The 21,470-nt window shown below is 41.1% G+C and carries 18 protein-coding genes and 1 pseudogene; 6 read left to right on the top strand and 13 right to left on the bottom strand.

The window, feature by feature from the left end; all coding sequences use genetic code 11:
• Nucleotides 1-174: 174 nt before the first annotated feature.
• From SCB77_RS21335 to SCB77_RS21330, 3 genes and pseudogenes are all read right to left on the bottom strand, one after another.
• Complete coding sequence (locus tag SCB77_RS21335) at nt 175-1,641, bottom strand: glycoside hydrolase family 15 protein (protein WP_320184029.1); 1,467 nt, start codon at nt 1,639-1,641, stop codon at nt 175-177.
• An 84-nt stretch (nt 1,642-1,725) separates the two neighbouring features.
• A pseudogene (locus SCB77_RS23185) lies at nt 1,726-1,914 on the bottom strand (trehalase-like domain-containing protein); the annotation flags it as partial.
• A 130-nt stretch (nt 1,915-2,044) separates the two neighbouring features.
• A complete protein-coding gene (locus SCB77_RS21330) occupies nt 2,045-2,278 on the bottom strand; it encodes a hypothetical protein (protein WP_320184028.1) in 234 nt (77 codons plus the stop codon).
• A 418-nt stretch (nt 2,279-2,696) separates the two neighbouring features.
• Between SCB77_RS21330 and SCB77_RS21325 the strand changes: the two genes are divergently transcribed.
• Together SCB77_RS21325 and SCB77_RS21320 are read left to right on the top strand one after the other, a co-directional pair.
• Nucleotides 2,697-3,596, top strand: a complete 900-nt coding sequence (locus SCB77_RS21325) for an SDR family oxidoreductase (RefSeq protein WP_320184027.1) — start codon at nt 2,697-2,699, stop codon at nt 3,594-3,596.
• An 899-nt stretch (nt 3,597-4,495) separates the two neighbouring features.
• Nucleotides 4,496-5,215, top strand: coding sequence for a DUF421 domain-containing protein (locus tag SCB77_RS21320; RefSeq protein ID WP_320184026.1), 720 nt, complete (start codon nt 4,496-4,498; stop codon nt 5,213-5,215).
• A gap of 271 nt (nt 5,216-5,486) precedes the next feature.
• Here the strand turns inward: SCB77_RS21320 and SCB77_RS21315 are convergent, their stop codons facing one another.
• Nucleotides 5,487-5,873: a hypothetical protein gene (locus SCB77_RS21315; protein WP_320184025.1), complete on the bottom strand. Its 387-nt coding sequence runs from the start codon at nt 5,871-5,873 to the stop codon at nt 5,487-5,489.
• Between the two features lie 253 nt (nt 5,874-6,126).
• Here SCB77_RS21315 and SCB77_RS21310 point away from each other — a divergent pair, with 253 nt between their 5' ends.
• The gene (locus SCB77_RS21310; protein ID WP_320184024.1) at nt 6,127-7,089 is read left to right on the top strand and encodes a TIGR03885 family FMN-dependent LLM class oxidoreductase; all 963 of its coding nucleotides are present in this window, start codon (nt 6,127-6,129) and stop codon (nt 7,087-7,089) included.
• A 176-nt stretch (nt 7,090-7,265) separates the two neighbouring features.
• Nucleotides 7,266-7,508 carry a hypothetical protein gene (locus SCB77_RS21305; RefSeq protein ID WP_320184023.1) on the top strand — a complete coding sequence of 81 codons (243 nt, stop codon included), beginning with the start codon at nt 7,266-7,268 and terminating at the stop codon, nt 7,506-7,508.
• Nucleotides 7,509-7,663: 155 nt separating this feature from the next.
• Here the strand turns inward: SCB77_RS21305 and SCB77_RS21300 are convergent, their stop codons facing one another.
• Both SCB77_RS21300 and SCB77_RS21295 read right to left on the bottom strand, forming a co-directional pair.
• Complete coding sequence (locus tag SCB77_RS21300) at nt 7,664-9,082, bottom strand: PQQ-dependent sugar dehydrogenase (RefSeq protein WP_320184022.1); 1,419 nt, start codon at nt 9,080-9,082, stop codon at nt 7,664-7,666.
• Between the two features lie 400 nt (nt 9,083-9,482).
• Nucleotides 9,483-11,465, bottom strand: coding sequence for an ATP-binding protein (locus SCB77_RS21295; protein WP_320184021.1), 1,983 nt, complete (start codon nt 11,463-11,465; stop codon nt 9,483-9,485).
• Between the two features lie 142 nt (nt 11,466-11,607).
• Here SCB77_RS21295 and SCB77_RS21290 point away from each other — a divergent pair, with 142 nt between their 5' ends.
• Nucleotides 11,608-13,737 (top strand): sensor histidine kinase, encoded by a 2,130-nt coding sequence (locus SCB77_RS21290; RefSeq protein WP_320184020.1) that lies wholly within the window; start codon nt 11,608-11,610, stop codon nt 13,735-13,737.
• A gap of 104 nt (nt 13,738-13,841) precedes the next feature.
• Here the strand turns inward: SCB77_RS21290 and SCB77_RS21285 are convergent, their stop codons facing one another.
• The 7 genes from SCB77_RS21285 to SCB77_RS21255 all read right to left on the bottom strand — a co-directional run bounded on the left by SCB77_RS21285 (nt 13,842) and on the right by SCB77_RS21255 (nt 20,304).
• The gene (locus tag SCB77_RS21285) at nt 13,842-14,336 is read right to left on the bottom strand and encodes a nucleoside deaminase (RefSeq protein ID WP_320184019.1); all 495 of its coding nucleotides are present in this window, start codon (nt 14,334-14,336) and stop codon (nt 13,842-13,844) included.
• Nucleotides 14,337-14,486: 150 nt separating this feature from the next.
• Complete coding sequence (locus tag SCB77_RS21280; protein ID WP_320184018.1) at nt 14,487-15,284, bottom strand: SDR family oxidoreductase; 798 nt, start codon at nt 15,282-15,284, stop codon at nt 14,487-14,489.
• Between the two features lie 339 nt (nt 15,285-15,623).
• Nucleotides 15,624-16,382, bottom strand: a complete 759-nt coding sequence (locus SCB77_RS21275; RefSeq protein ID WP_320184017.1) for a LytR/AlgR family response regulator transcription factor — start codon at nt 16,380-16,382, stop codon at nt 15,624-15,626.
• A complete protein-coding gene (locus SCB77_RS21270) occupies nt 16,379-17,431 on the bottom strand; it encodes a sensor histidine kinase (protein WP_320184016.1) in 1,053 nt (350 codons plus the stop codon). Before SCB77_RS21270 ends, SCB77_RS21275 begins: the two co-directional genes overlap by 4 nt.
• Nucleotides 17,432-17,616: 185 nt before the next feature.
• Nucleotides 17,617-18,453: an RteC domain-containing protein gene (locus tag SCB77_RS21265; RefSeq protein ID WP_320184015.1), complete on the bottom strand. Its 837-nt coding sequence runs from the start codon at nt 18,451-18,453 to the stop codon at nt 17,617-17,619.
• 147 nt (nt 18,454-18,600) lie between these two features.
• Nucleotides 18,601-19,194, bottom strand: coding sequence for a hypothetical protein (locus tag SCB77_RS21260; RefSeq protein WP_320184014.1), 594 nt, complete (start codon nt 19,192-19,194; stop codon nt 18,601-18,603).
• A gap of 54 nt (nt 19,195-19,248) precedes the next feature.
• Nucleotides 19,249-20,304: a lysophospholipid acyltransferase family protein gene (locus SCB77_RS21255; RefSeq protein WP_320184013.1), complete on the bottom strand. Its 1,056-nt coding sequence runs from the start codon at nt 20,302-20,304 to the stop codon at nt 19,249-19,251.
• Nucleotides 20,305-20,852: 548 nt separating this feature from the next.
• Here SCB77_RS21255 and SCB77_RS21250 point away from each other — a divergent pair.
• A complete protein-coding gene (locus tag SCB77_RS21250; RefSeq protein WP_320184012.1) occupies nt 20,853-21,431 on the top strand; it encodes a Crp/Fnr family transcriptional regulator in 579 nt (192 codons plus the stop codon).
• Nucleotides 21,432-21,470: the final 39 nt, after the last annotated feature.

Here is a 21,470-nt window from a genome sequence, read left to right as displayed (position 1 = left end):
CAGAATTACCTCCAGAAGAGTAACCATGCAGCTGATCAAATAAGCATTGTTAATGCTTATTTGATCAGCTGCAGTATGCATAAGGTTCAAAACGGGCAAAAAACTATCTGTATACAGCTTTTAAAAAGGCAATAAAATCTAACATATTTACCCAAACTTTGCGATTAATGTATTCTATCGTACAATCGTACTTATACCATTCATTTCGCAGCTCAGACCATTAGCCGCACAAATAAATGAAGAATGCACAAATGTTTGATTGAAGTTGCCCAACATGCGATTTTCTATTGGATCGAACTCCTCACTGAAATATCCCAGATCATTAGCGCAAGCTTCTACCGCACGCAGAATCTGTTCAGATTTACTAAAATCTCCTGCTATGGCATAATGGTGGGCCAACCAACATGTGCCGGCGAGAAATGCCCCTTCCTTATGTGAATCAAACTCCACTAGGGATCGCCAATATAAGTTGTCCTTTTGATAGTTTTTTTCCAAGTAATCCGTCGTCGCTCTCATTTCATTGGAGTTCGCCTCACAATACCCCCAGACCGTGAAAAGTGCCGCCGAAATATCAACCTCCTGTGACCCTGCGAAATTAGCAAACGCGCCATCACTGGTCATGCAATGCTCCTTTACAAACTTACGGATAAGAGCTGCTTGCTCAAGCCACTCGTCAGCTTCTATAGGATCTTCACTGTAGCGAGCCATCATCTCCAATGCCCTCGCGCAGAACACCTTCCCTGCAGTGTAATGCAGTTCTTTCCCTTCCTCCCAAATACCATTATCTGGTCTTCGCCAATTTTTACTTACAAAATCCGTAATTTTACGAATAAGGGGCCAGTGAGGCGTCTCCTTGTACTTCTCATAAATCATCTGACAGGCTATCAAGACGCTGGCTGCAGCATCAAGCTGCAGCTGCTCGGCGGCTACATTGCCGATCTGTACGGGACGGCTCCCATAATATCCACTTAGATTCAACTCCTCCAAATGATCAATTTTTTCATGATCAATGGTGTAGAGTGGATAAATGCACTTACGTGGATTTTTCTCAATCGCTTTGGAAAGAAAATCCAAAAATCTGTATTCGGCGTGTACATCACCATCAAGTACCGAGAGCGCTCCAGTGATCAATGCCGTATCTCGTACCCAAACATAACGGTAGTCGTAATTCCGCTCACCTCCAATAACTTCGGGTAAGGAGGTTGTCGCGGCGGCCAGCATTCCCCCTGTTTGTGCGCAGCTAAGCTGCTGTATAGCGCGGATCGAACGTACTGCTTGCCTTTGAAATAGACCCTCATAAGAAAAATGACTGCCGATCTCTGACCAGTATTCCCCTGTGCTTTTCAACATCCATGCAATATCTGCATCGATGGGACGAATGGCTTTAGCAGTTAATAGCGCCCAGCATTCTTGCGATGCAGCAACCTGTAGAACAACCGTAGAGTCATCTTCGATAGAGATCTCGGCTGAAGTATGAAGATAAAGTTGACTATCTTCAAAGAATATGGTGCCATCTCCTACCAATATTGGTTGGTCGATCTTTGTACCATATCCCGGCGTTAACTTTAGTTGTGAATACAGTCCTTGAGCCATAGGTGAAAATATGCGAAGAATACCTTTCCATTCTGTTCCGATCGGCATACAATCCTTGATTTCCAACTCATTCCCGTTCGCTTCAAAATTCGTACTTAAGTAACTGTTGTTAATTCCATAGTATCTTTTGGAAAAACTCGCCTCAGGCAACGTAACAGTCCAATGTCCTCCCCTTTCAACATCCAGTAGACTATTTATTACAGCTTCACCGTCAAAGCGGCTAGGACAATACCAATGAATAGTTCCTTGTTTATCCAGAATCGCACATGTATTCTTATCGCTGATCAGGGCGAGATCTTCAATTTTGGGTTGTTTGTCCATTGACTATTTTCTATTTTTATCTATTGTTAATGCCATACTAATCAGTAAGCATGCTTTTGGAGAAATGTACATAATTGTATGAAATTGGCCGAAGAAAGTGTTCATATAACGATCCGTTTCATACGGCACACTAAAACTCCGCGTGCAGGATATGTTTTCCAATAAAATAGAGCAAATGCTGATCTAATAGGCCTTTAGCAGTTGAGTACTTCTTCTTGTCAAGGTCAAAGCTGAAAGAATATACCGTATCTTTCAGATCAAGGTTTATGACATCAAAAGTGTTTTCGCTTCTTCCGGGATAGTAAATAAAATTTAGCTCCCTTCCATTCTGTATGATCTTCAGGTGTCTCTCCGCAGGTGTCATCTTCTTATTTGTTTAACATAGCACAAACCACCGACCCAAAAGTTCACCAAAACCAATTGTTCTATTAATAATAAACAAGCCTTCATCTTCTAAAAGTGTGGACAATATGTATTGCGGTACTAGTCGTAATCCCAAGTAGTCGGATTTTACTTAGCATACGCTGCATAAGGTGGCCACAAAAATGCTGTAGTACTTAATTATGTTGCAAGGACACTTTTTCAAGCAACAGCATGCTTGCATTAGTACAGATATAATATTATGCTATTGCATGAGATAATCTAGCTAAGTAAGGGTAAAGATCTAAAATGCATTTTCAAGAACGATTACTAAGTTGCACAGTTCTATTAGCACAGTAAGTGCAGTATCGTAGCACATGCGCTAGAATGTTACTTATTAATTTACATCATCAAAGAACACTATGGAAAAAACGCAAAAAGACGCCTTAGAAAATCCGTTGGAAAAATATCCAAAACCGCCCTATCCTAAACAGCAGCAGTCATTCCCCGGCCTAGCATCGAAAATGGATCCACTCCCCGACCATGGCGAGGACAGCTATGTTGGGTCAAATCGTCTACGTGGACGTAAGGCCTTAATAACAGGTGGAGACTCTGGCATAGGGCGTGCGGCGGCGATAGCCTATGCCCGAGAAGGCGCTGATGTAGCGATCAATTATCTTCCCGAAGAAGAATCGGACGCCCAAGAGGTTATCGCTCTTATTGAAGAGGCTGGTCAAAAGGGATACGCTATACCAGGGGATATTACCGACGAGCGTTTCTGCGAGGACCTAGTCAAACAAGCAGTCAAAAATTTGGGAGGATTAGATATTTTGGTTAATAACGCTGGGCGTCAGCAGGCGAGCGAATCCATTGCGGATATTTCCAGTTATAGTTTTGATGCAACGATGAAAACAAATGTTTATGCGCCCTTTTGGATCACCCGAGCTGCACTTGAGCACCTGAAAGCTGGATCGGTTATCATAGCCACGACTTCCGTACAAGCTTATGATCCGGCAGGAATTCTTTTCGACTATGCGCAGACAAAGGCGGCAAACGTAGCCTACGTTAAGTCATTATCCAAACAGCTTGGCAGCAAGGGTATCCGCGTCAATGGCGTTTCGCCGGGTCCCATCTGGACGCCTCTACAAATCTGTGGTGGTCAGCCACCAGAAGCTATTCCCCAGTTTGGCGAAATGTCCGAATTGAAGCGCGCAGGTCAGCCAGCAGAATTAGCAGGTATTTTTGTTTTATTAGCTTCTAATGAGGGAAGTTATGCAACGGGGCAAATATATGGCGCGGCCGGTGGAATGGGGCACCCATAGAAACACCAGCATATCGCAAGACATCTAATCTTGCGCAAATAGCTCAGCATTCAAAACGACCATTAGAAAGCCTATTGTCTTTCTAGTGGTTTGTTTTTTATTTACAGCGCCTTCGTTTGAAAGTTACAAAATACATCATCCTTTGTTCAAATACCCGACAAAGCGTCGTTATAATTTAAAGTAACTTTCGCTGATGTAGCGCCTACAGCTAACCGCCATAATAAAACTCTGATATCCTAGGTTCTTTAGTAAGACTATTTTTCAATGGAACTAAAAAGAAAAATTTGGCTTGATTATCTGGAAGACGTGCCAATTAACGTAAAACTATGTGACAACAATTTGTAATATAAACAACTTTTCATTAGTTAAAACGTATTAATATCATTGCATCATTCATCTATCCCCTTAAATCGCAGCAGTTATGTTCAATGCTACAGAAATTACCATAATTCATTTACTAAGAGATATACGTAATCAGCAAGGTATTACGAACAGCATTCTCGAACACTGCGCTGACGTGATAAAAAATCTCACGCTACTGCAACAGAAGGGCATAATATGCATGCCAAAAAGCATCGAGAAAGACGATATGCTCAAAGATGTGTCACTAACAGAATTCGGCTTTAACTACCCCATGTAAGCGGTAGCAATGGTCACATAAGTGAGCGAAAAAGGTATGTAACCACTTCGTGGAGAAATGGCATCGTCCTTCCATCCGTTGAAAGATGCATAAAATTTAAGAAGATTGCATAAAACGCTTTGATAATCTATCGATCTCCGAATTGTATTGTGTGAGTCTAATCACCTCCAAAGTCAGCGCAGACTGAGTTAAAAGATTAAAAATAATAAACTAAAGTGTTCAGAAAACATTATTAGATAAACCACAACATACTATTAAAATGCCTTTACAAGAACTGCAAGAAATTTTTATTCATGAACTTGATTGGAGCTTCGCTGGACATATCGCGATAAAGTCCTTCATCATGTTTATGATTATTCTTTTGTTTCTGCGCTTGACCGGAAAGAAAGGAATTCGGCAGCTCAGTATTTTTGAGGTAGCTATCATTATTGCGCTTGGATCTGCTGCGGGCGACCCCATGGTTGATAGGGAAATGGCGGTATTTCCATCACTGATCGTATTTGTTTGTATCGTACTATTCTATCGCCTTCTGACCTATTTCGCAGCTAAGAACTCCAAATTCGAACGACTTCTAGAGGGAGATCCGATCTACATTGTAGAGGAAGGCGTTTTCAGTCTAGAGGCAAAAAAAGAGCATACCTTTGCAAAAGATGAGTTTTTCGCAGAAATGCGCGAGGCAGGTGTTGAACATATCGGACAGGTGGAAACGGCAATTTTGGAATCCAATGGAAAGATGAGTATTTTTTTCTATTCCTCTGAGCAGACAAAATATGGACTTCCAATACTTCCGAAAAGAGTATCAAAAGAAATCGATCGTTATTACAAGTTTAGATTACTATGCATGTACGAATTGCGCACAAACAATTTTTACCGACCATGCACAAGCGTGCAGTCGCTGTCAGCATCGAGAATGGGTCAAAGCTGCACGCAAAGCCAGAATTTAGGTTTCCGAAGTGTTGCTATGGAAAGAATTCTTTAAAAGGAAGAATAATAAAAAATATAAGAAACATAAGGTATAATATCGATAAAATATGAGCAGACAGGATTATTAAAGCCTGCCTCACAAATACGGTAATCCCGAATGCGCTATCCGTTTACAATTAAATGCCTGTGCTTGTTGAAATAGGCACCTAGGTTGCAGTTGTAACAAGGAAAACCGAAAATCAATCTCTTATGATGTAGCTGGTACGTGTATCATTGCAAGTTAGCCAGAACGTCCGAATCAATTCTCCTTCACTAAGCTACAGAATTTAATAGGAATGATCGGAACAAAAACGAACTGCAGAAAGGAGTTCATTTTCGGAACAATTTCTTTTCAGTATTTTATCAATTTGATATTTTGTGACGAGGTTTAAATCCATTCTCCGCTTTCCTAGCAGTACGATTAGTTTTACTCGTTTATAACTCCTACGAACAAATTCCAGTAAATCAGCTACTGGTATCTGGGAGTTGTCAGTATCCAAAATCACAACCTTGGGCTTTTTAAAAGTAGTAGTGCTCTTTCCCGACACAATATCAACGTCCTTTTCGCTCCATACGCTGTTGACATCGCCATCTGATGCGCAGGATAAAATAGTTTTTAAAGCGATACGAAAATTTTTACAGCTACTGATAATGCCGACATCAATTTTTTCCATATTGTTTTATTTTAAAGTCTATATACTGGTCATTTACTGCATACGAAGAACAGAGCAATAGCTATAAAGGTTCATAAACCTACTAACTTTTTTAGATAAAAAATAAAAGCAGCAAGATTGGTGAACAACATATTTTGCCAAGTAAGTGTTTTAAGGATATTCAAATTGTAGCACCTTAATTTTATTCGAAGCAAAAATCTAAACGATAAGCGACTTCGATCGTTTCTTTAAAAAGTTAATTAACTGCCCAACTATGTTAAAAATCGGTTACCATGCTTCACACGAGCAATTTTCACCCCGCGATCTACTACAGTATGCGCAGAATGCCGAGAAAATCGGGTTCCAGCTTATCACCTCTTCAGATCATTTCCATCCTTGGTCGGAAACTGACTCTCACAGCGGTTTTGCCTGGAGCTGGCTAGGAGCCGCCCTGCAGGCGATCAAATTGGAGTTCGGGATCATCACGTCTCCTGCGCCTCGTTATCATCCCGCGATCGTAGCACAGGCAGTTGCCACACTTAACCAAATGTTTGATAATCGACTATGGATAGCTGTGGGCAGTGGGCAAGCCATGAACGAAAACATTAAGGGTGAATTTTGGCCAGACAAACAAACGAGAAACGAACGTCTCCAAGAAAGTGTAAACATCATGCGAAGATTATGGGACGGATATGAGGTTACACATTACGGGCATATCAACGTTGTCGGAGCGAGGCTATATACTTTGCCTTCTGCAAGCCCTAATGTTTTTGGGGCGGCTCTTAGCGAGAAAACAGCAGGTTGGCTAGCCTCTTGGAGCGATGGTTTAATTACCATTAATCATCCTGATGAAAAGCTTGAAAAGCTTACCACGACTTACCGCTCGGGGAATCCAAATGGGGAATTAACCATAAAGGTACAGCTTTCCTATGCCAAGGATCTAAAAACTGCGGAGATACTGGCTTGGGAAAATTGGAGGAACAACATACTGGGAGGAGATTCCCAAGCCATGCTTTCGCATCCCAAACTTTTTGATGAGGCCGCCCGCTTTGTCCGAGTTGAAGATATGAGGGACCATGTCCTCTTAGTTGATCGACCAGAAGTATTGATCAGCGCACTTAAAAAATACAAAGCGATGGGCTTTACCAGAATAACGTTGCACAATGTCAATCGTGATCAAGTTGGCTTTCTGGAATTGATGGGAAGTGATGTGCTACCATCTTTTAAGCAAGTTTAGCCGCGCGGATGAAAATAATCTACCACTCGAAACATTTAATATTTCGCTAAGCATCTACTTCTTTTGTATCTCAATTAAGGCGGTAATCACACAATGACAGGTTTATTTACAACTTATATAAGCTGCCAAGAACTTTTCAATAAAGACAATCGTTCGTTTAAAAAACAAGGAGTATAATGACTACAAAACAGGAGATTTTTAGCGCTATTGGTTTAGGATCATTTTGGGGCAGGACATGGAATGATTACGAGCAACTTATCATCGGGGCTGGCCAACGCAGTAAATCCCAAGTTATACAAGATAGTGATCAATCCCCGCGAGCTGCAGATGGAAGTAAAATACTTGCGGAAGAAGGGGACAAATTCCCTGACGATGGCCAAGAAGGAAGAGTACTTTCTCGGGGGCAATCGAGATCCTGAATGCTCAGGCAGTGAATAAGAGCATAAAAGAGAATAACTGTACCCACCTCAACTATCAAATGCAAGGTAGAGGAATATTGATGGGTATGATCGAGGACAAGGACTGCTTAGGATATTGCAATTTGTGCGCGCTTTTGGTTTAGTGAGTAAAGCTGCTATTGCTGCAAACGAAATTCGAGTAAACAACCTCTCAGCTGTAGTTCTTTGGGATTATCTTCTGTGGGACCCGATGTTACAGATGATCGGTCAGTAAGTACGAATATACTACGACCATCCCTGGAAATCGCGATGTCCCGGTATCGAAGTTTATTGACTAATATTTTCTCTGGATTCCCTGTCACTCTCTTTCCATCAGCAGACAGAGACAACCTATAAATTGCACCAGCTTTTAAGGTCGTTATCAACAGGCTGTTTTTCCATAAGGGAATAGCGTTGCTATTATAAAAAGCCAAGCTACTAGGTGCAACAGATTTCCAATCCTCGCGTTCGCCCAGCACCAGCTTTTGTAACTTTCCACGGAGATAGCTATTTGAAGTCGCTGAAAAACTATAAATGGGATTCTGGTAACCCAACAAATCATGTGCAGAAAGCTCTTCATCTTCGATTGTTGGAAGGGACGTATGCCATGGTCCTGGCAAATCAAGTTCCTCCGATGCCCCCGCAGCCAAGCCATTATAATTTCCATCCGCATAGCCGACAATAAGCGGATGACCATAATTTTGGCCGGATAAGATGATATTAACTTCATCGTCGGAAAAAGGGCCATGTTCGCAGGAGTACAATTGCGAAAATCCCTCACTGCGCCCCCATGTCAAGCCTTGGGGATTGCGATGGCCAACCGAATAGACCGGAGAAGGATCGGATCCATAAAAAGGATTCTCTTTTGGTACCCAATTTTCCTTACCCTCGACCAAGCGTTCCGGATCGAGCAGATAGCGCAATATCTTACCCTCCTTTCGACAGCTATCTTGCGCATAGTTGATTTCCTTGGCATTTGCATACTGTCCTGCGCCCATATCCCCGACTGCGTAAAATAAGTAAGCAGTTTCCTCATCTTGCATAATTGCTAACCTTCCTCCGTTATGGTCATTACTCCCGGGAATCGATTCGTCAATCACTTTTTCCCTAAGCAGACTATCGGCGTCACCATCGTAGTAGAATCGGGAAACCCTAGTGAGAAATCGATTATTCCCAGTAAACTTATATACGTATGCGAGGTAAATATAGGGTTGTCCTTCATCAAATTTTGGATGTATAGCCAAGCCCATGAGCCCGCCCTGTGGCCAAGGTTCCTTGGCATTTTTAATGGTATCGTTTCGCGGAAATTCGCGTTGAGAATTAAGATCCAGCACCGTATGGAACGCCTTGCTTTGGGGATCAACCCGGCTCACCTTGTAATTCTTACTTTCGGTAATCCAAAGCTGATTTTTTCCGTCTACGGCAACAGACCAGGGATCTGCCAGACCAGCTTTTAGAATACGCATCTGGAATTCTACCTGCTGAGCACGTAGAAGAAAGGCTGACAAAAACAAAACTGAAAGTGTTATTTTCTTTGCAGAGATATAAAAAGCCATAGCATAAATATTATTGAAAGATAGCTTACTAGAAAACGTTGCTAGCAAACTTTTGTTCACAAAAAGCGTCAACACTTGCTCTTCTACAGCAGCCCTATAAAGTTTAACAACTATTACTACAATTTGGACAGCAATTTAAACAGCTGTCTTTATACATTATTGCCCCATGGCTAAGCAATAAATCAATTCGCCATTGAGCGCCGTCACTGTAAAATTTAATAGTAATCATCTACGTTTCACCGCAGAAATTCTAGGTCGTCCCGCCTTACTGTTCGCAAGAAGAAAGAAGTTAAAGTATAAAATTATTGGACAAATGTACAGTCGGCAATTAAAAAACCGCACTTAAGCAATGAGACTATGTAAAAATAAAACCCAATCATTCAGCCCTTAACTAATTAAATTAAGTCGATTGCAGCGGTAATACAAGCTTAAACGTTGTTCCATTTCCACCACTGTGCTCAACAGATATGGTGCCCTGGTGCAGTTCGATTATCTCGCGGCAGAGATGTAGACCAATTCCGAAACCAGCAATCGACCCCATCTTTGTACTGTTAACCCTGTAGTAGCGTTCAAATATTTTGTTATGGTCTTCCTGTGCAATACCCATTCCTTCATCACTCACACGAACCATTATAAACCGCCCATCGTCTACTGAATAGGTTAGATCGATACGTGATCCTGGAGGAGAATATTTTACTGCGTTACCGATCAAATTGTGCATTACCTGCTCAATTTTTTCGCGATCCGCGTAAATCTGGACGTCGCCAGATATTAGAAATACTACATGGTGGCTTAGGACTGTGTGCAGGACATCGTCCTGAAGCTGGGTAAAAAGCGCTTTAAAATTAAAGTAGGATCTATTGAGCATCATCTTACCAGCGTCCAACCTAGATATATTTAAAAAGCCATTGATCATACCGGTCATGCTCTGCACCTGCCGAAGTGACTTATCCAATGCAGCTTGCACATTCATTTTCGTAGAGATAATACCTGCGCGTTGCATCAATTGCAGGTAGGCCCTTAAAGAAGTTAGTGGAGTCTTAAGCTCATGACTAACCATTCCAATAAAGTCATCCTTTCGCTGCTCATCCTTCTTTTGCTCGGTGATATCACGCAGTGTTCCATTTAAGCTGATAGCATTGCCATCGTTATCATAAAACACCTTTCCCCTAGCTTGCACGAGTCTAGGAGCAGTATCATTTGGCGTTTGAATGCTGTATTCCATAGCATAATCTCCGTTTGATTCCCTAGAAAGCGAACGAGTTATTGCATCGGCAACGTGCTTTCGATCATCTTCTACTATCATAGCAAGTGCGTTTGACAATTGTATTTGCTTTGAAGGTTCTAGAGCGAACCAAGTGTAGAGGAGATCGTTTCCTGCGAAAAGGTTCGTAGCAATCTCATAGTAGAAGGTCGCTAAGTGCCCGGCGTCAAGGGCAAGAGTCAGCATATGCTGATCTTTTTCATTTTTTCTGCGGGCCGTTACCTGCTCGGTAATCTCTTCAAGTATCACCAGTACACCAGTGACCGCGCCATTCCCGGAAAAAATAGGCTGATAAATCGAATTTACGATAGCCTGCCTTGATCCGCCATTGTTATAAAGATTTACAGCAAACTCCTTGTTTGTCCGGCGTTCTCCGGTTGCGTATACCTGATCAAGCCAGTCATAAACAGGCTGTCCGGCTAATTCCGGTCTGGCGAGCCGATGCGGCCGTCCTACCACCTCGTTTGCGGTTCGCCCCCAAATATGTAGAATAGCCGGGTTTGCTATCTCAATAATATGCTCTGGCCCCTTCAGCATGGTCATTCCCACTGGTGCCTGCTCAATAATAGTTTTAACTTCTTCCCTGCTGTCTGAAAGTAGCCTCATCGAGGATAGCAAATCCTCATTGGTTGCAGAAATCTCTTCCAGCGCCGCGGACATTTCCATCGTCAATGCCTCCTCACGATCGGCTCTTTCGAGCATCTTTTCCAAATACTCTTTTTCGTAAGTTACCTCTCGTGCCGTATTGAGAATACAGCGGGTTTTACCGGATTCGTCAATTATCGCTTTGTATTCAAAATCATAATAACCAAGCCTTCTGACGCCATCCTGCATTAACTCAACAGGTGCAGCACGAACAGCGTAAGTTTCTCCAGAAGTCCATACATTTTGAAGGATGGAAAGAAAAGGTTGATTAGTTAGTTCGGGAATAGCATCTAAAAGTGGCCGGCCGACTACAAGAGCTTCCTTCCCCCAGAGCTTGAGCATCCCTTGATTGGCAAAACGAATGATCATGTTCTCCTCCGAATATATGGCAACCGGCTCTGGTGAAGATTTTAGAGCAAGTAACAGAAGACTGTCATCGAAATAGGTATGTGTTGTTTCAGCTGCGTTATTCATGGATAATCAAAAATAAATAAATTAACACATATCACTGTTATTGTAATAGCGAAAGGTAGAAAAAACTATTAAGGGAGCTTATTGCCAAACATTTTAGAAGTTGATTTGTTAAAACTTCATTGAAACAAACCTAACTACACTTGTGAAGAACGTATCTATACAGTCGTTTGGTCATCTTTTGGTCGCCGATAAAAATGGGAGTATTGTGGCAGCTAGTGAAAAGATAAGCTGGTTTAATACGAATAATGCGTCCGCGCTAATTGGTACTGACCTCCAATCAAGTATTGTTTCGATTTTTGGTGAGCAGGATAAGATCGTAGAAGCGATTCGTGAAGTGTCCTCCCGAAAAACAGCCAGACAGGTTATACTAATAAGCATAGACGAGAATCCCTACTATGTAGATATTTACCTTCATGGTGCGCTGCTATATATTGAATGGGAAAGGCAGTCTAGCGAACATTTGCTTACGTCGCAGATGCATGCAGAAGGTTTGCTCAATGAGCTTCCTATGGAAGATATCCTTCATTCCCTCTGCCAATCAACCAAAAGCCTGTTAGGTTACGAGCGCGTCAGCGTATTGCAGCTTACAGAAATGGGGCATACACGTATTGTAGCGGAAGCAATTAATGCTGAACTTAACCACATGATGGATATTAGGTATTCATCTACCTTTATTGATCAAGAAGATTTAGGTTGTTTTTCGACCCGTGCTTATCGCTACTTCCCCGATCTACTAGAAAAACAACAAAAGGTTTATAGCCAGCAGATCGAAATCGATCTATCGGCTAGCACGTTAGAACCTATAGCGGAAAAGTTTCACTATTATCTTCAGCAAATCGGCGCATCCTCTGCCATCTTTTTTAAACTGTCTGTAGAGGGAAAGCTATGGGGCTTGGTGGCCGCGAGCAATGGCTCTACGCGCGAAATCGATGCACAAAAAAGAAAGCTTTGCCAGCTAATTGTACAGAACGCGGCCAACCGCATGGAATCACAGCTTCGAGATGCCCAATTCAAGTCTATGGAAATCCTAAAGGGAGCCGAAAATTTTTACAGAACGGCCTTAATAGACAGCTCAACATTGAACAAAGCTCTTCTGGATAACCTGCCGGCCATCCAACAAATCCCACGTGCTGATGGTGTCGCCCTTTATTTCCACGGTCAGCTTTTTAGTCATGGGCTATGTCCGACTGAAGATGTAACGGAAAAAATAGTGCAGCATGTGGCCACGAAGACAAATAAATCTATTTTCAAGGATAGTAATTTTAGACTACGTCATCAGGACAGCTTTGATGAAGTTCTTAATTTTGCTGGTCTAGCAGCACTAGAAATTGCGAAGAACAACGAACACTATCTCTTGTGGTTCCGTAAAGAAACGAGCTCAAAGGAAATAAAAGTCGAGCAAAACAAAAATTTCTCGCCACAGGAGGAATCCATATCCAACAAGTATAGGATCATTGACGAGACTCTACTTCATACCGCTATAGCATGGGACGGCAATGACTTAGCTTTTATCAAAGCGCTGGATAAAACGATTAATGAGGCAGTACTATCGCGAAATAAGGAACAGAACCGATCACTGGAAGAGCTAAAGATACTGAACAATGAACTAGAGATGCTAACTTCCACATTATCTCACGATCTAAAAAATCCGTTGGCTATCGTAAAAATGGGCGTACAATACCTACAGGCGAAGGAGCAATTACCACGGCAGGGGCAGTTAAAATGGCTAGATACAATTTCCACCGGGGTTATGGATCTAGAAAGTCTGATAGAAAATACCGTAAAGATTGGAAAAGAGCGAAGTCGTGTATATGCAAAAAATAGTGTAGCTATGTCAGCACTCATCAAAAAACTCGCAAACGACGCGAAGTTACTTTATGGTAATATACAATGCAAGTTCAATTTCGGAGAACTTCACAGCATTTGCGGGGACAAAGGTATACTCCACCAAGTGTTTATGAATCTGATCGGAAATGCTGTAAAATATAGCAGCAACAATTCATCGCCCACGGTCAGTATTTTTAGCTACAGGCAGGGAGACCATGTCACCTATATTATTAAGGATAATGGGATTGGCATACCTAAAAAAGATATGTTGCATATCTTTAAAATCTATAGGCGTGCTTCCAACGCCCAAGAATTTAAAGGTTCTGGCATCGGGCTGAGTTTAGTTAAAAAACTGGTAGAAACTTTAAACGGAACCATTCAGGTCAGCAGTATAGAAGGAGAAAGCACTGAATTCATATTACAATTCCCGGTCGACTGTGCATAGATCAAATTTTATCAGCGACTATTTCGGATTTAGGCAGCAAACTAATTTGCCACCGACAATTGACCACCTTTCTAACTACTATCAACGATTTATAATAAATATTTTCAATAATTACCTGTGGTGGTATTATCAACTGTAGATCTCCCTAGGTCAACCCACTGCTCAAATGCACGTATAGCCTGCTTTGCCGCAAGGCGTTCAAATGTTATATCCTGTTCGTTGCTTTCTCTTTGCAATTGGTCTAATACATATTCGTCTGCAAAACCAGCCCACTGTGCATCGTTTCTCGTATTTCCATAAAAGACCTGTTTAATATTCGACCAGTATATCGCACTAAGGCACATGGGGCAAGGTTCACTACTGGTGTATAGCACACAACCTGCTAAATCCGTACTTTCCAATATTTTTGCTGCTTTGCGTATCGCATTCATTTCCGCATGTGCAGTCGGATCGCAATCTCGATTCACGGTATTGGCTTCGGCACTGAGCACTTTTCCGTCCTTTACGATCACGCAACCAAAAGGACCACCATCTAATGATTTCAAGTTACCTTCTGCTAGCAAAATCGCTTTTTGCATATACCTTAGATCCTGTTCCACAGTTTTTGATGCTTAATAAAAAAACACGTTTTATACCTCTCAAAAATGATTAATGTCAATTCTCAAATTCAAAAAAAACTGACTGCAAAAAAATGGAGAGGGCCTAAGATTTTCACCGTCTCAAAAATCCTCTATCCTAAGAGTTGCACGCTAAATTGTTGCTCTTCCACCAGTCGCCGGGATAGTCGCACCAGCTACATAAGAAGCGGCATCCGATGCAAGAAACACATATATCGGTGCCATTTCTGCCGGTTGACCGGGACGCCCCATCGGCGTATTCTCGCCAAACTTCTCGTGCTCCGGAATTGTGCTTGGAATGAGCGGGGTCCATACCGGCCCCGGTGCCACTGCGTTTACGCGGATGCCAGAGCCATCTTCTAGAAATAGCTGAGCCAAGCTTGAGGTAAAATTTTGAATTGCCCCCTTAGTTGCAGCATAGGGTACTAGCGTAGGATTGGGATTGTAGGCATTCACAGAGGTCGTGTTAATGATTGATGAACCCGGTGGCATATGGGGTTTGGCATACTTGACGAAGTAAAACATTGCACTCATGTTCGTCTCGAAAGTTTTGTTCCATTCCTCAGCGGAAATCTCTATAATATCTTTGAAGGTCATTTGATATGCGGCATTGTTTACCAAAATATCGATCTTTCCAAACGCTGTCACCGTCTCCTCAACGATCTTTTTACATAGGTCTTCACTACGGATATCTCCTCTAAAAAGAAGCACTTTGCGCCCTGTCTTCTCTATCCATCTTTTAGTATCTTCAGCATCTTCATCCTCGATTTCATCGGCATATGAAATGACAATATCCGCCCCTTCCCTAGCCATCGCGATCGCTGTCGCTTTGCCGATACCCGAATCTCCACCCGTTATTATAGCGACTTTGTCTAATAAAATATCGCTTCCAATATAACTCTCCTCACCATGATCAGGAGCTGGTATCATTTTGCTATTAACGCCGGGAGTATGTTGGTCTTGTTTTGGAAAAGGTGGAATTGGATAAATATCGCGAGGATTTCCTTTTTTAGTTGTCTTCATAGTATAATTATTATGTACACATTCTATTAAAGAACGGGGAAGCAATAGTTTGGTTTCTGCGCCGACCATTAAGTTTAAATCGGATATCTATAGCAGCAACATTTTGGTGCCATAATCAATCCATTAATATTGCATCCATTACTACACTATAAATTTGCATCGAAACACATAAGCAAAAGTCCTTAATGAATAGTGGAAAATCATTGATACATTATAAAATCGGAACGAAAATGCTGTAGGACATTTTTACGATTTCCGAAAGCGCTCCCTGTTGTCGATAAATCCTTCAAGCTTATCTTTGTACTTTCGTCCTACAGGAACAAAAGCACTGTAATTAGAAGTTCTAAGTTTTATCCCCTCTTTTGCTGTATAGCTTCGTATCCGATCAAGAGGAACGATAAACCCTTTGTGTATGCGCATGAAATGAGAAGCTGGAAGTTTTAATTCCAGATCTCCTATACCATAGGTAACCTCAATTTTTCCTTCTGTAATCAAAATTTTGGTGACATTATCTTCAACAAGAATAAGTTCAATTTCAAGCAGTCGAACCTGATGGAAATTAATCTTACCAGGAAGTTTCACCATGACTGTATCGTCAAGATCTAATGGCCTAGTCCGAGCTTGACTATTTGCTGCACTAACACCCGTAATTCTAGACCAAACACGATCTATTGCGCGATTAAATTTCTCTTTAGAAATAGGCTTTTCCAAGTAGTAGGCAACGTCGAGTTCCGATAACTGCGGGCCGTAGTTATTGTGTGCCGACACACAGACTACCTCAATTTTACCTTGCAGCCGCTTTATCACCTCTACGCCATGCATAAGATCCATGTGCAGATCAACAAAAAGGAGTTCGATATCAGTCTCAGCAATAATTTCAAGAGCCTCTATAGGGTTTTCCAGACCGGCTGCCAATTGCAAATCGTCTCGAGAGTCGATGAGTCTAGCTAAAGAATTGATTGATGCTTGCTCATCGTCGAGGACTAAGCATTTTAGAATTTTCATAAATAGCAAATTTTCAGGGATACCGTAAAAGTTTCTTTGTTATTTTCAATTATTAGCGAATGGGTATCCGGAAACAGAATATCGAGTCTATATCGTGTATTCTTCAAGCCCAAACCTGATGAATTTTCGTAGATACGTTCCGGATTAATAAAGTTCATGCAATAAAATTCAAATTTATCATCATCCAGAATCAATTTGATAGTAATAGGCTTTGTTGGATCTTTCCTATAGCCGTATTTAAAAGCATTTTCAAGAAATGTTAGCAAGACTCCCGGCGGTACCTTCTGTCCACAGGGTTCTCCTATTACGCTTAAATGGACCACATCTGGTGAAAATCGAAGACTTTCCAGCTCAATATAGCGCATTATCGCATCAATCTCGTAATTTACAAGCATGATACTTCGCCCCAATTTTCTTGTATCAACAATATATCGAATCAATCCCGACAAGCGTTCGATAGCATGCGCCAATTTAGGGAGCCTTTCAATCGCGGCATCATGCATTCCGTTGAGGATGTTGAAAACAAAGTGCGGATCTATCTGTGCATTGAGCATGGCAAGCTGCATCTCTTTACTTTCCAACTCTTTTTCAAACCGACGTCTCTCCTCCCGCTGCTTACCCAATAGATTCCATTTAGAGCGAATATGTAGCGTCATCGCCGAAGCAAGCAGTAGCACCGATAGATAGCGGTGTAGCATGCTCCAATAGTAGGAGCTATCGGCACCACCCAACGGATTCTTAAACAGTACAATCGAATAGCTAGGGAACCATTCATAGACCGAGTGGAATACGAATCTTGCAAGAAGAAAAAACATGATTGTAAAAAGTATAAACGCAAGGCCTTTTCTCTTTGAAAAAAATAAGAGAAAGAAAATTGCGGTACAAACATTGAAAGCTAGAATCACTAGTAGCAGCGCGGAAATCTGTTCAGGGACGGTTCGCTCCGGATACACATTCGCATTGGTCACCAGCATCAAAATCGTATAAATCGGCCAGCCTACCGATTGAATCATCAGAGATTCCTTTAAAAAGAATAATTTTGCATTCATAGTTATACATATTTGAAACACCCCTAAATGTCCAAAGCTTATAACCTGTGCGCACCTATATAAACGAAGATTAAATGAAATTGATACTTATTAATCAAAAAACTTATTATTAAAAAATCGTTATCAGATATTAAGTCGCATCTTCTAGGCAAAGAGCAGCCTAAAAATTATCGAAGATCATGGCATTATTCTTCGTTCATATATTCTTCAATTGACCGCTTTAATTTTTCTAAAAACCTAGTTCGTGAACCTGATCGTGCCTTCATCCTGTGGAAAGAATGATGGACCTCTGGTAGGGAGACGTTAAACATTTTTTCAAAAATCAAAGTCAACCTGCGAATACCCAGCTGCCCATTATTCACTGAAGAGGCAGCATGTAGCGAGTAAATCAGTTCTGCGAGCGCATTCTTGGATTCTGTCCAAGTAATGGGCTCTTCCAAAAAATCTAAGCTTCGCTGCGTTTCAACCAAAATGCTCGTCCTAGCTGCGAGATAGCTATAGAGCAAATCATTTCCTACAATTTTAGATACCTTGTAATCATAATAGGTAGAAAAGTTATAATCTAATTCAAAAGCAAAACTATTCAAACCGTCGTTGTAGTCAATATTTCCTCGAACAAAGTAAAGATTATCCCGATCCGTCCGTCCAGACCTATAGTAGCGGTAGAAATCAGACGAAGTGGTGCTCCGCCTGAATTCCTCTTCCAAAACATTAATGAGCTGCAGATAATATGTCCTAGCAATCTCTCCCCCGGCGAAGGGGCATCCTGTTTCAATTTTGAATATCTTATTATAGAACATCAGACGTCCCAAGATGTATGGCTTAATTACCCGAAAAAACTGAATTTCGTCCTCACGCATTGTAAAACTGTCTTTTAAGATCTGCACTTTCAATTTCAACAGCAAATCCTTTAAAAATATGGTCATGGACGAAGATTCTTCAATGAGCGAAGCTCCGCTAAGTGTCAATCTATCCTGCTCAGCACTAATTAAACTGCATATATTTGATAGCGCGATTTTCATGATACGTTTTATGCTATAATGATTTATCCTTATACCGCACAGTAACCTTTTGCCAACACTTTACTACCTACATCTTAACATGATTTGTCTACTTTTTTAGTTTGCATCCTAAACCAACGCAACTAAAGGAGCCATACATACTTTGAGTTATCGACGTCCTCCATCTACTTCCACCAGATAAAAGTCAATTAGCTCTACAAGTGAAACCAAGTTCTGTCTGACCTTTTTTAAGGTTCGTTTGTCTAACTCACTGTATTTCTTCCGAAGGCTTTCATAGGAGAAGTATTCCCGCTTATTTGTTGCAAAAAAAGTTTTGAGGAAATAGATATTAGATTTTATTGTCGAGTCTTGTAGCAACCCGACTTCACGTAGTAGTCGAACTATCAACAACATCTCACGTGAGGAAATATCTAGATGACACCGATAATTCGGATTTTCGATGTACAGGGACATTGATAGCATCCACTCTTTGTAAAAATTGATTTGGTCTATACAGAACAACTGCAAACTCTCTTGTGCAATGAAATGGTCACCTAGCGAATTCTGCAACATCCCACGTGACACCAGTTGTTTATGTTTCCCATCTAAAAAAGTCGAAATGTCGAGAAGAAAACCTTCCAATTGAGTACGATAATCTGCGATATGCCTCAAGGCAAGACTGTCCTCTTCGATCAAAAAATCTAGTTTATCAAGTTCCCTACTTAGGGAGCTAAGCCGAAACTGTAAATTTACATCATTCATTGTTGCGTGCTCTTAGGTTATTTTGTAGCGACTTACCACTTAATTATGTTCCACTTATACTGATGGGGTGTTATCAACAACACCACTAAAGTGAGGATCCTCAAGTAATTGGCTAAATTCCAGACCGGTGATCACAAAAGATAAGTAGTCCTTTTTGCGAAGTAGAAAGTACTGTTCACCACTGGAGAAAAGTCCGAACTTTCTGGCGTGGAGATTCGCGGCAGAGAGTTCATCGAAAATACTATCTTCGATAGGAGGCTTACTTCCTAAGTAGAGATGCGCCGAAGGCCAGTTGGTCCAAAGTTCCGGCCTGCGCATGATATAATACGATACAAAACTAAAAAGCGATTGCATTGTCATGTGGAGGTACAAGTCCCTGTTTACACCACCATTGGGATATATCGCTTTTCCAAAGCGTAAGTTAACGGTATCGCCTATTTGCTCTGCAATTACAGGTTGAAGCGGTAACTTTAATGACCAAGACAGCTGTGCTGCGCCACTTGGTACTGTAATGATCTGTCCTAAAAAGTTTATTTTTTGCAAACTAGACTGTCTTTCATTGCTCATTCCTTCTAGACCATCTACATATATGAGCAGCTTACGGCCTTCTGCGGTCTGCCTATACATTGTTCGCAATGCATTTCGGTCATTGACATTTATGAGATCAAATAAACCTTTCGCTTGGGCTTGGCACAGTAATTTAATTAAATTTGGGTATCGCTCTCTCCATTTATCATAGGTTTCGCGCGCTACAAGTAAGCAATAAGCTTCCTCTTGCTTCACTAGAACATAGTTTAATAATTGAAATGGTCCGAAGTGAAAGGTACACAAAATAGAAGCGCCGTTTAACATCATTTTATCAATGGTTTCCCATCCAACAATCGGATAAGGGTATACAGCACTGAACGATGTTGCGTCAATTCCATTTCTTTTTTTGTTCTTCCTAAACTCCTTAAATAAATAGGGATGTAAATCAAAAGGTATTGATGGAATGAAGTTGAGCAGATTTGCACTGAAAAAGGAATAAGTATTTACAGCAGCGATTTCCTTCGAACAACTAGTTATTTCTGAAGACGTATTAGCTAGCTTATTATTTTGATTATCAATCATCTTGGTTAAAATTTAAAAGAGCTTCTGAAAAACAATCCAGAAGCTCAGTTCTATTAAAATAATTCCAGTCCAGGGAGTATGATTTCACAATTATTAGCAACGTGTATTAGGCCGCCAACGGACAAACTAATCTGTGCGAGAGATCTTGGGGCTGTCGAGCAAGCACGCTCAATAATACGTATTGTCTTTGGCTTTTCAGTTTTGAGATTGTTGGATTTCATGTTTTTAAATTTTTAAATTCAACCATATCTGAGCACTCAAATTTTATATAGATCTGAAACAAACCTATCAAAGGCCTAGAAATACGGGCAAAAAAAATGTATACAACAGCGTAGTCACCCTAAACGACGTTCTCCTCAAAGTTTTTTAAAAAAATATTTCAAAAATGTCACCTTAAAATGCGGTCTTTAAGGTACGGTGCGGCCAATATTATATAACCACTAATATATGCTTGTCACCCTTGTCACTTGACGGCATATCGTAAAGCTGTTTCTTTTACAGGCAATCCCATGAAAAGCGAAAAATCAGTCAAACCAAATTGAAATGTCATGCGAAATACCATCATGCAACTAATCCACGACTTACGTTTTACGGAAAACCTAACGCCTGGGCTTCTCAGCAGCATTGTCTCATTATCTCGAATAGAAAGGTATGAGAAGCGAGACTCATGGCTTTCAAGAAGCGAACGGAACAAAGAAATAGGACTATTAAAAATAGGCAGTGCCATGCTGTATCGGTATGAACATGGTAAACAACATGTTATCTGGCTCTGGAGCAAAAATGATTTTCTAATTGAGGGAAGCTTGCTACTTGCAAGAAGCCATCCGGATGATCGTATCGTATTTCTGGAGTCGACCGACGTCATTTTGCTGGACATCCAGCAACTTCGACAACTAAAGACGTATTATGCCCAGATTGATCAACTGATCGGAGCCTTGATTACTAAAAGGATGGAACAAATACAGTCCGATTTCTACCATTATAAATTTAGACTTCCCCATGAACGACTTAAGCACGCCAAGGAATTTAAAAAGAATCCCTTCAACAGACTCACCGTTATGCAAAAGGCCTCTTATCTGGGAATTTCCAAACAGTCACTATACAATCTTTTGTACGACAGCAAATAGCACTAATAAAAATAAGTCAAAACTTATACTATTAATAGT

This window comes from Sphingobacterium bambusae (genome assembly GCF_033955345.1).
Taxonomy (GTDB): Bacteria; Bacteroidota; Bacteroidia; order Sphingobacteriales; family Sphingobacteriaceae; genus Sphingobacterium; species Sphingobacterium bambusae.
Note: the sequence above shows the minus strand (reverse complement) of the source record. Positions and strands in the feature narration are given on the sequence as shown.

Excerpts from the sequence above, each read along its gene's own strand:
- SCB77_RS21315 (WP_320184025.1), bottom strand. The coding sequence starts at position 5,873 with ATGGAAAAAATTGATGTCGGCATTATCAGTAGCTGTAAAAATTTTCGT.
- SCB77_RS21260 (WP_320184014.1), bottom strand. The coding sequence starts at position 19,194 with ATGAATGATGTAAATTTACAGTTTCGGCTTAGCTCCCTAAGTAGGGAA.
- SCB77_RS21325 (WP_320184027.1), top strand. The coding sequence starts at position 2,697 with ATGGAAAAAACGCAAAAAGACGCCTTAGAAAATCCGTTGGAAAAATAT.
- SCB77_RS21275 (WP_320184017.1), bottom strand. The coding sequence starts at position 16,382 with ATGAAAATTCTAAAATGCTTAGTCCTCGACGATGAGCAAGCATCAATC.
- SCB77_RS21305 (WP_320184023.1), top strand. The coding sequence starts at position 7,266 with ATGACTACAAAACAGGAGATTTTTAGCGCTATTGGTTTAGGATCATTT.
- SCB77_RS21330 (WP_320184028.1), bottom strand. The coding sequence starts at position 2,278 with ATGACACCTGCGGAGAGACACCTGAAGATCATACAGAATGGAAGGGAG.
- SCB77_RS21250 (WP_320184012.1), top strand. The coding sequence starts at position 20,853 with ATGCGAAATACCATCATGCAACTAATCCACGACTTACGTTTTACGGAA.
- SCB77_RS21320 (WP_320184026.1), top strand. The coding sequence starts at position 4,496 with ATGCCTTTACAAGAACTGCAAGAAATTTTTATTCATGAACTTGATTGG.
- SCB77_RS21280 (WP_320184018.1), bottom strand. The coding sequence starts at position 15,284 with ATGATACCAGCTCCTGATCATGGTGAGGAGAGTTATATTGGAAGCGAT.
- SCB77_RS21300 (WP_320184022.1), bottom strand. The coding sequence starts at position 9,082 with ATGGCTTTTTATATCTCTGCAAAGAAAATAACACTTTCAGTTTTGTTT.
- SCB77_RS21310 (WP_320184024.1), top strand. The coding sequence starts at position 6,127 with ATGTTAAAAATCGGTTACCATGCTTCACACGAGCAATTTTCACCCCGC.
- SCB77_RS21335 (WP_320184029.1), bottom strand. The coding sequence starts at position 1,641 with ATGCCGATCGGAACAGAATGGAAAGGTATTCTTCGCATATTTTCACCT.
- SCB77_RS21270 (WP_320184016.1), bottom strand. The coding sequence starts at position 17,431 with ATGAATGCAAAATTATTCTTTTTAAAGGAATCTCTGATGATTCAATCG.
- SCB77_RS21255 (WP_320184013.1), bottom strand. The coding sequence starts at position 20,304 with ATGATTGATAATCAAAATAATAAGCTAGCTAATACGTCTTCAGAAATA.
- SCB77_RS21265 (WP_320184015.1), bottom strand. The coding sequence starts at position 18,453 with ATGAAAATCGCGCTATCAAATATATGCAGTTTAATTAGTGCTGAGCAG.
- SCB77_RS21295 (WP_320184021.1), bottom strand. The coding sequence starts at position 11,465 with ATGAATAACGCAGCTGAAACAACACATACCTATTTCGATGACAGTCTT.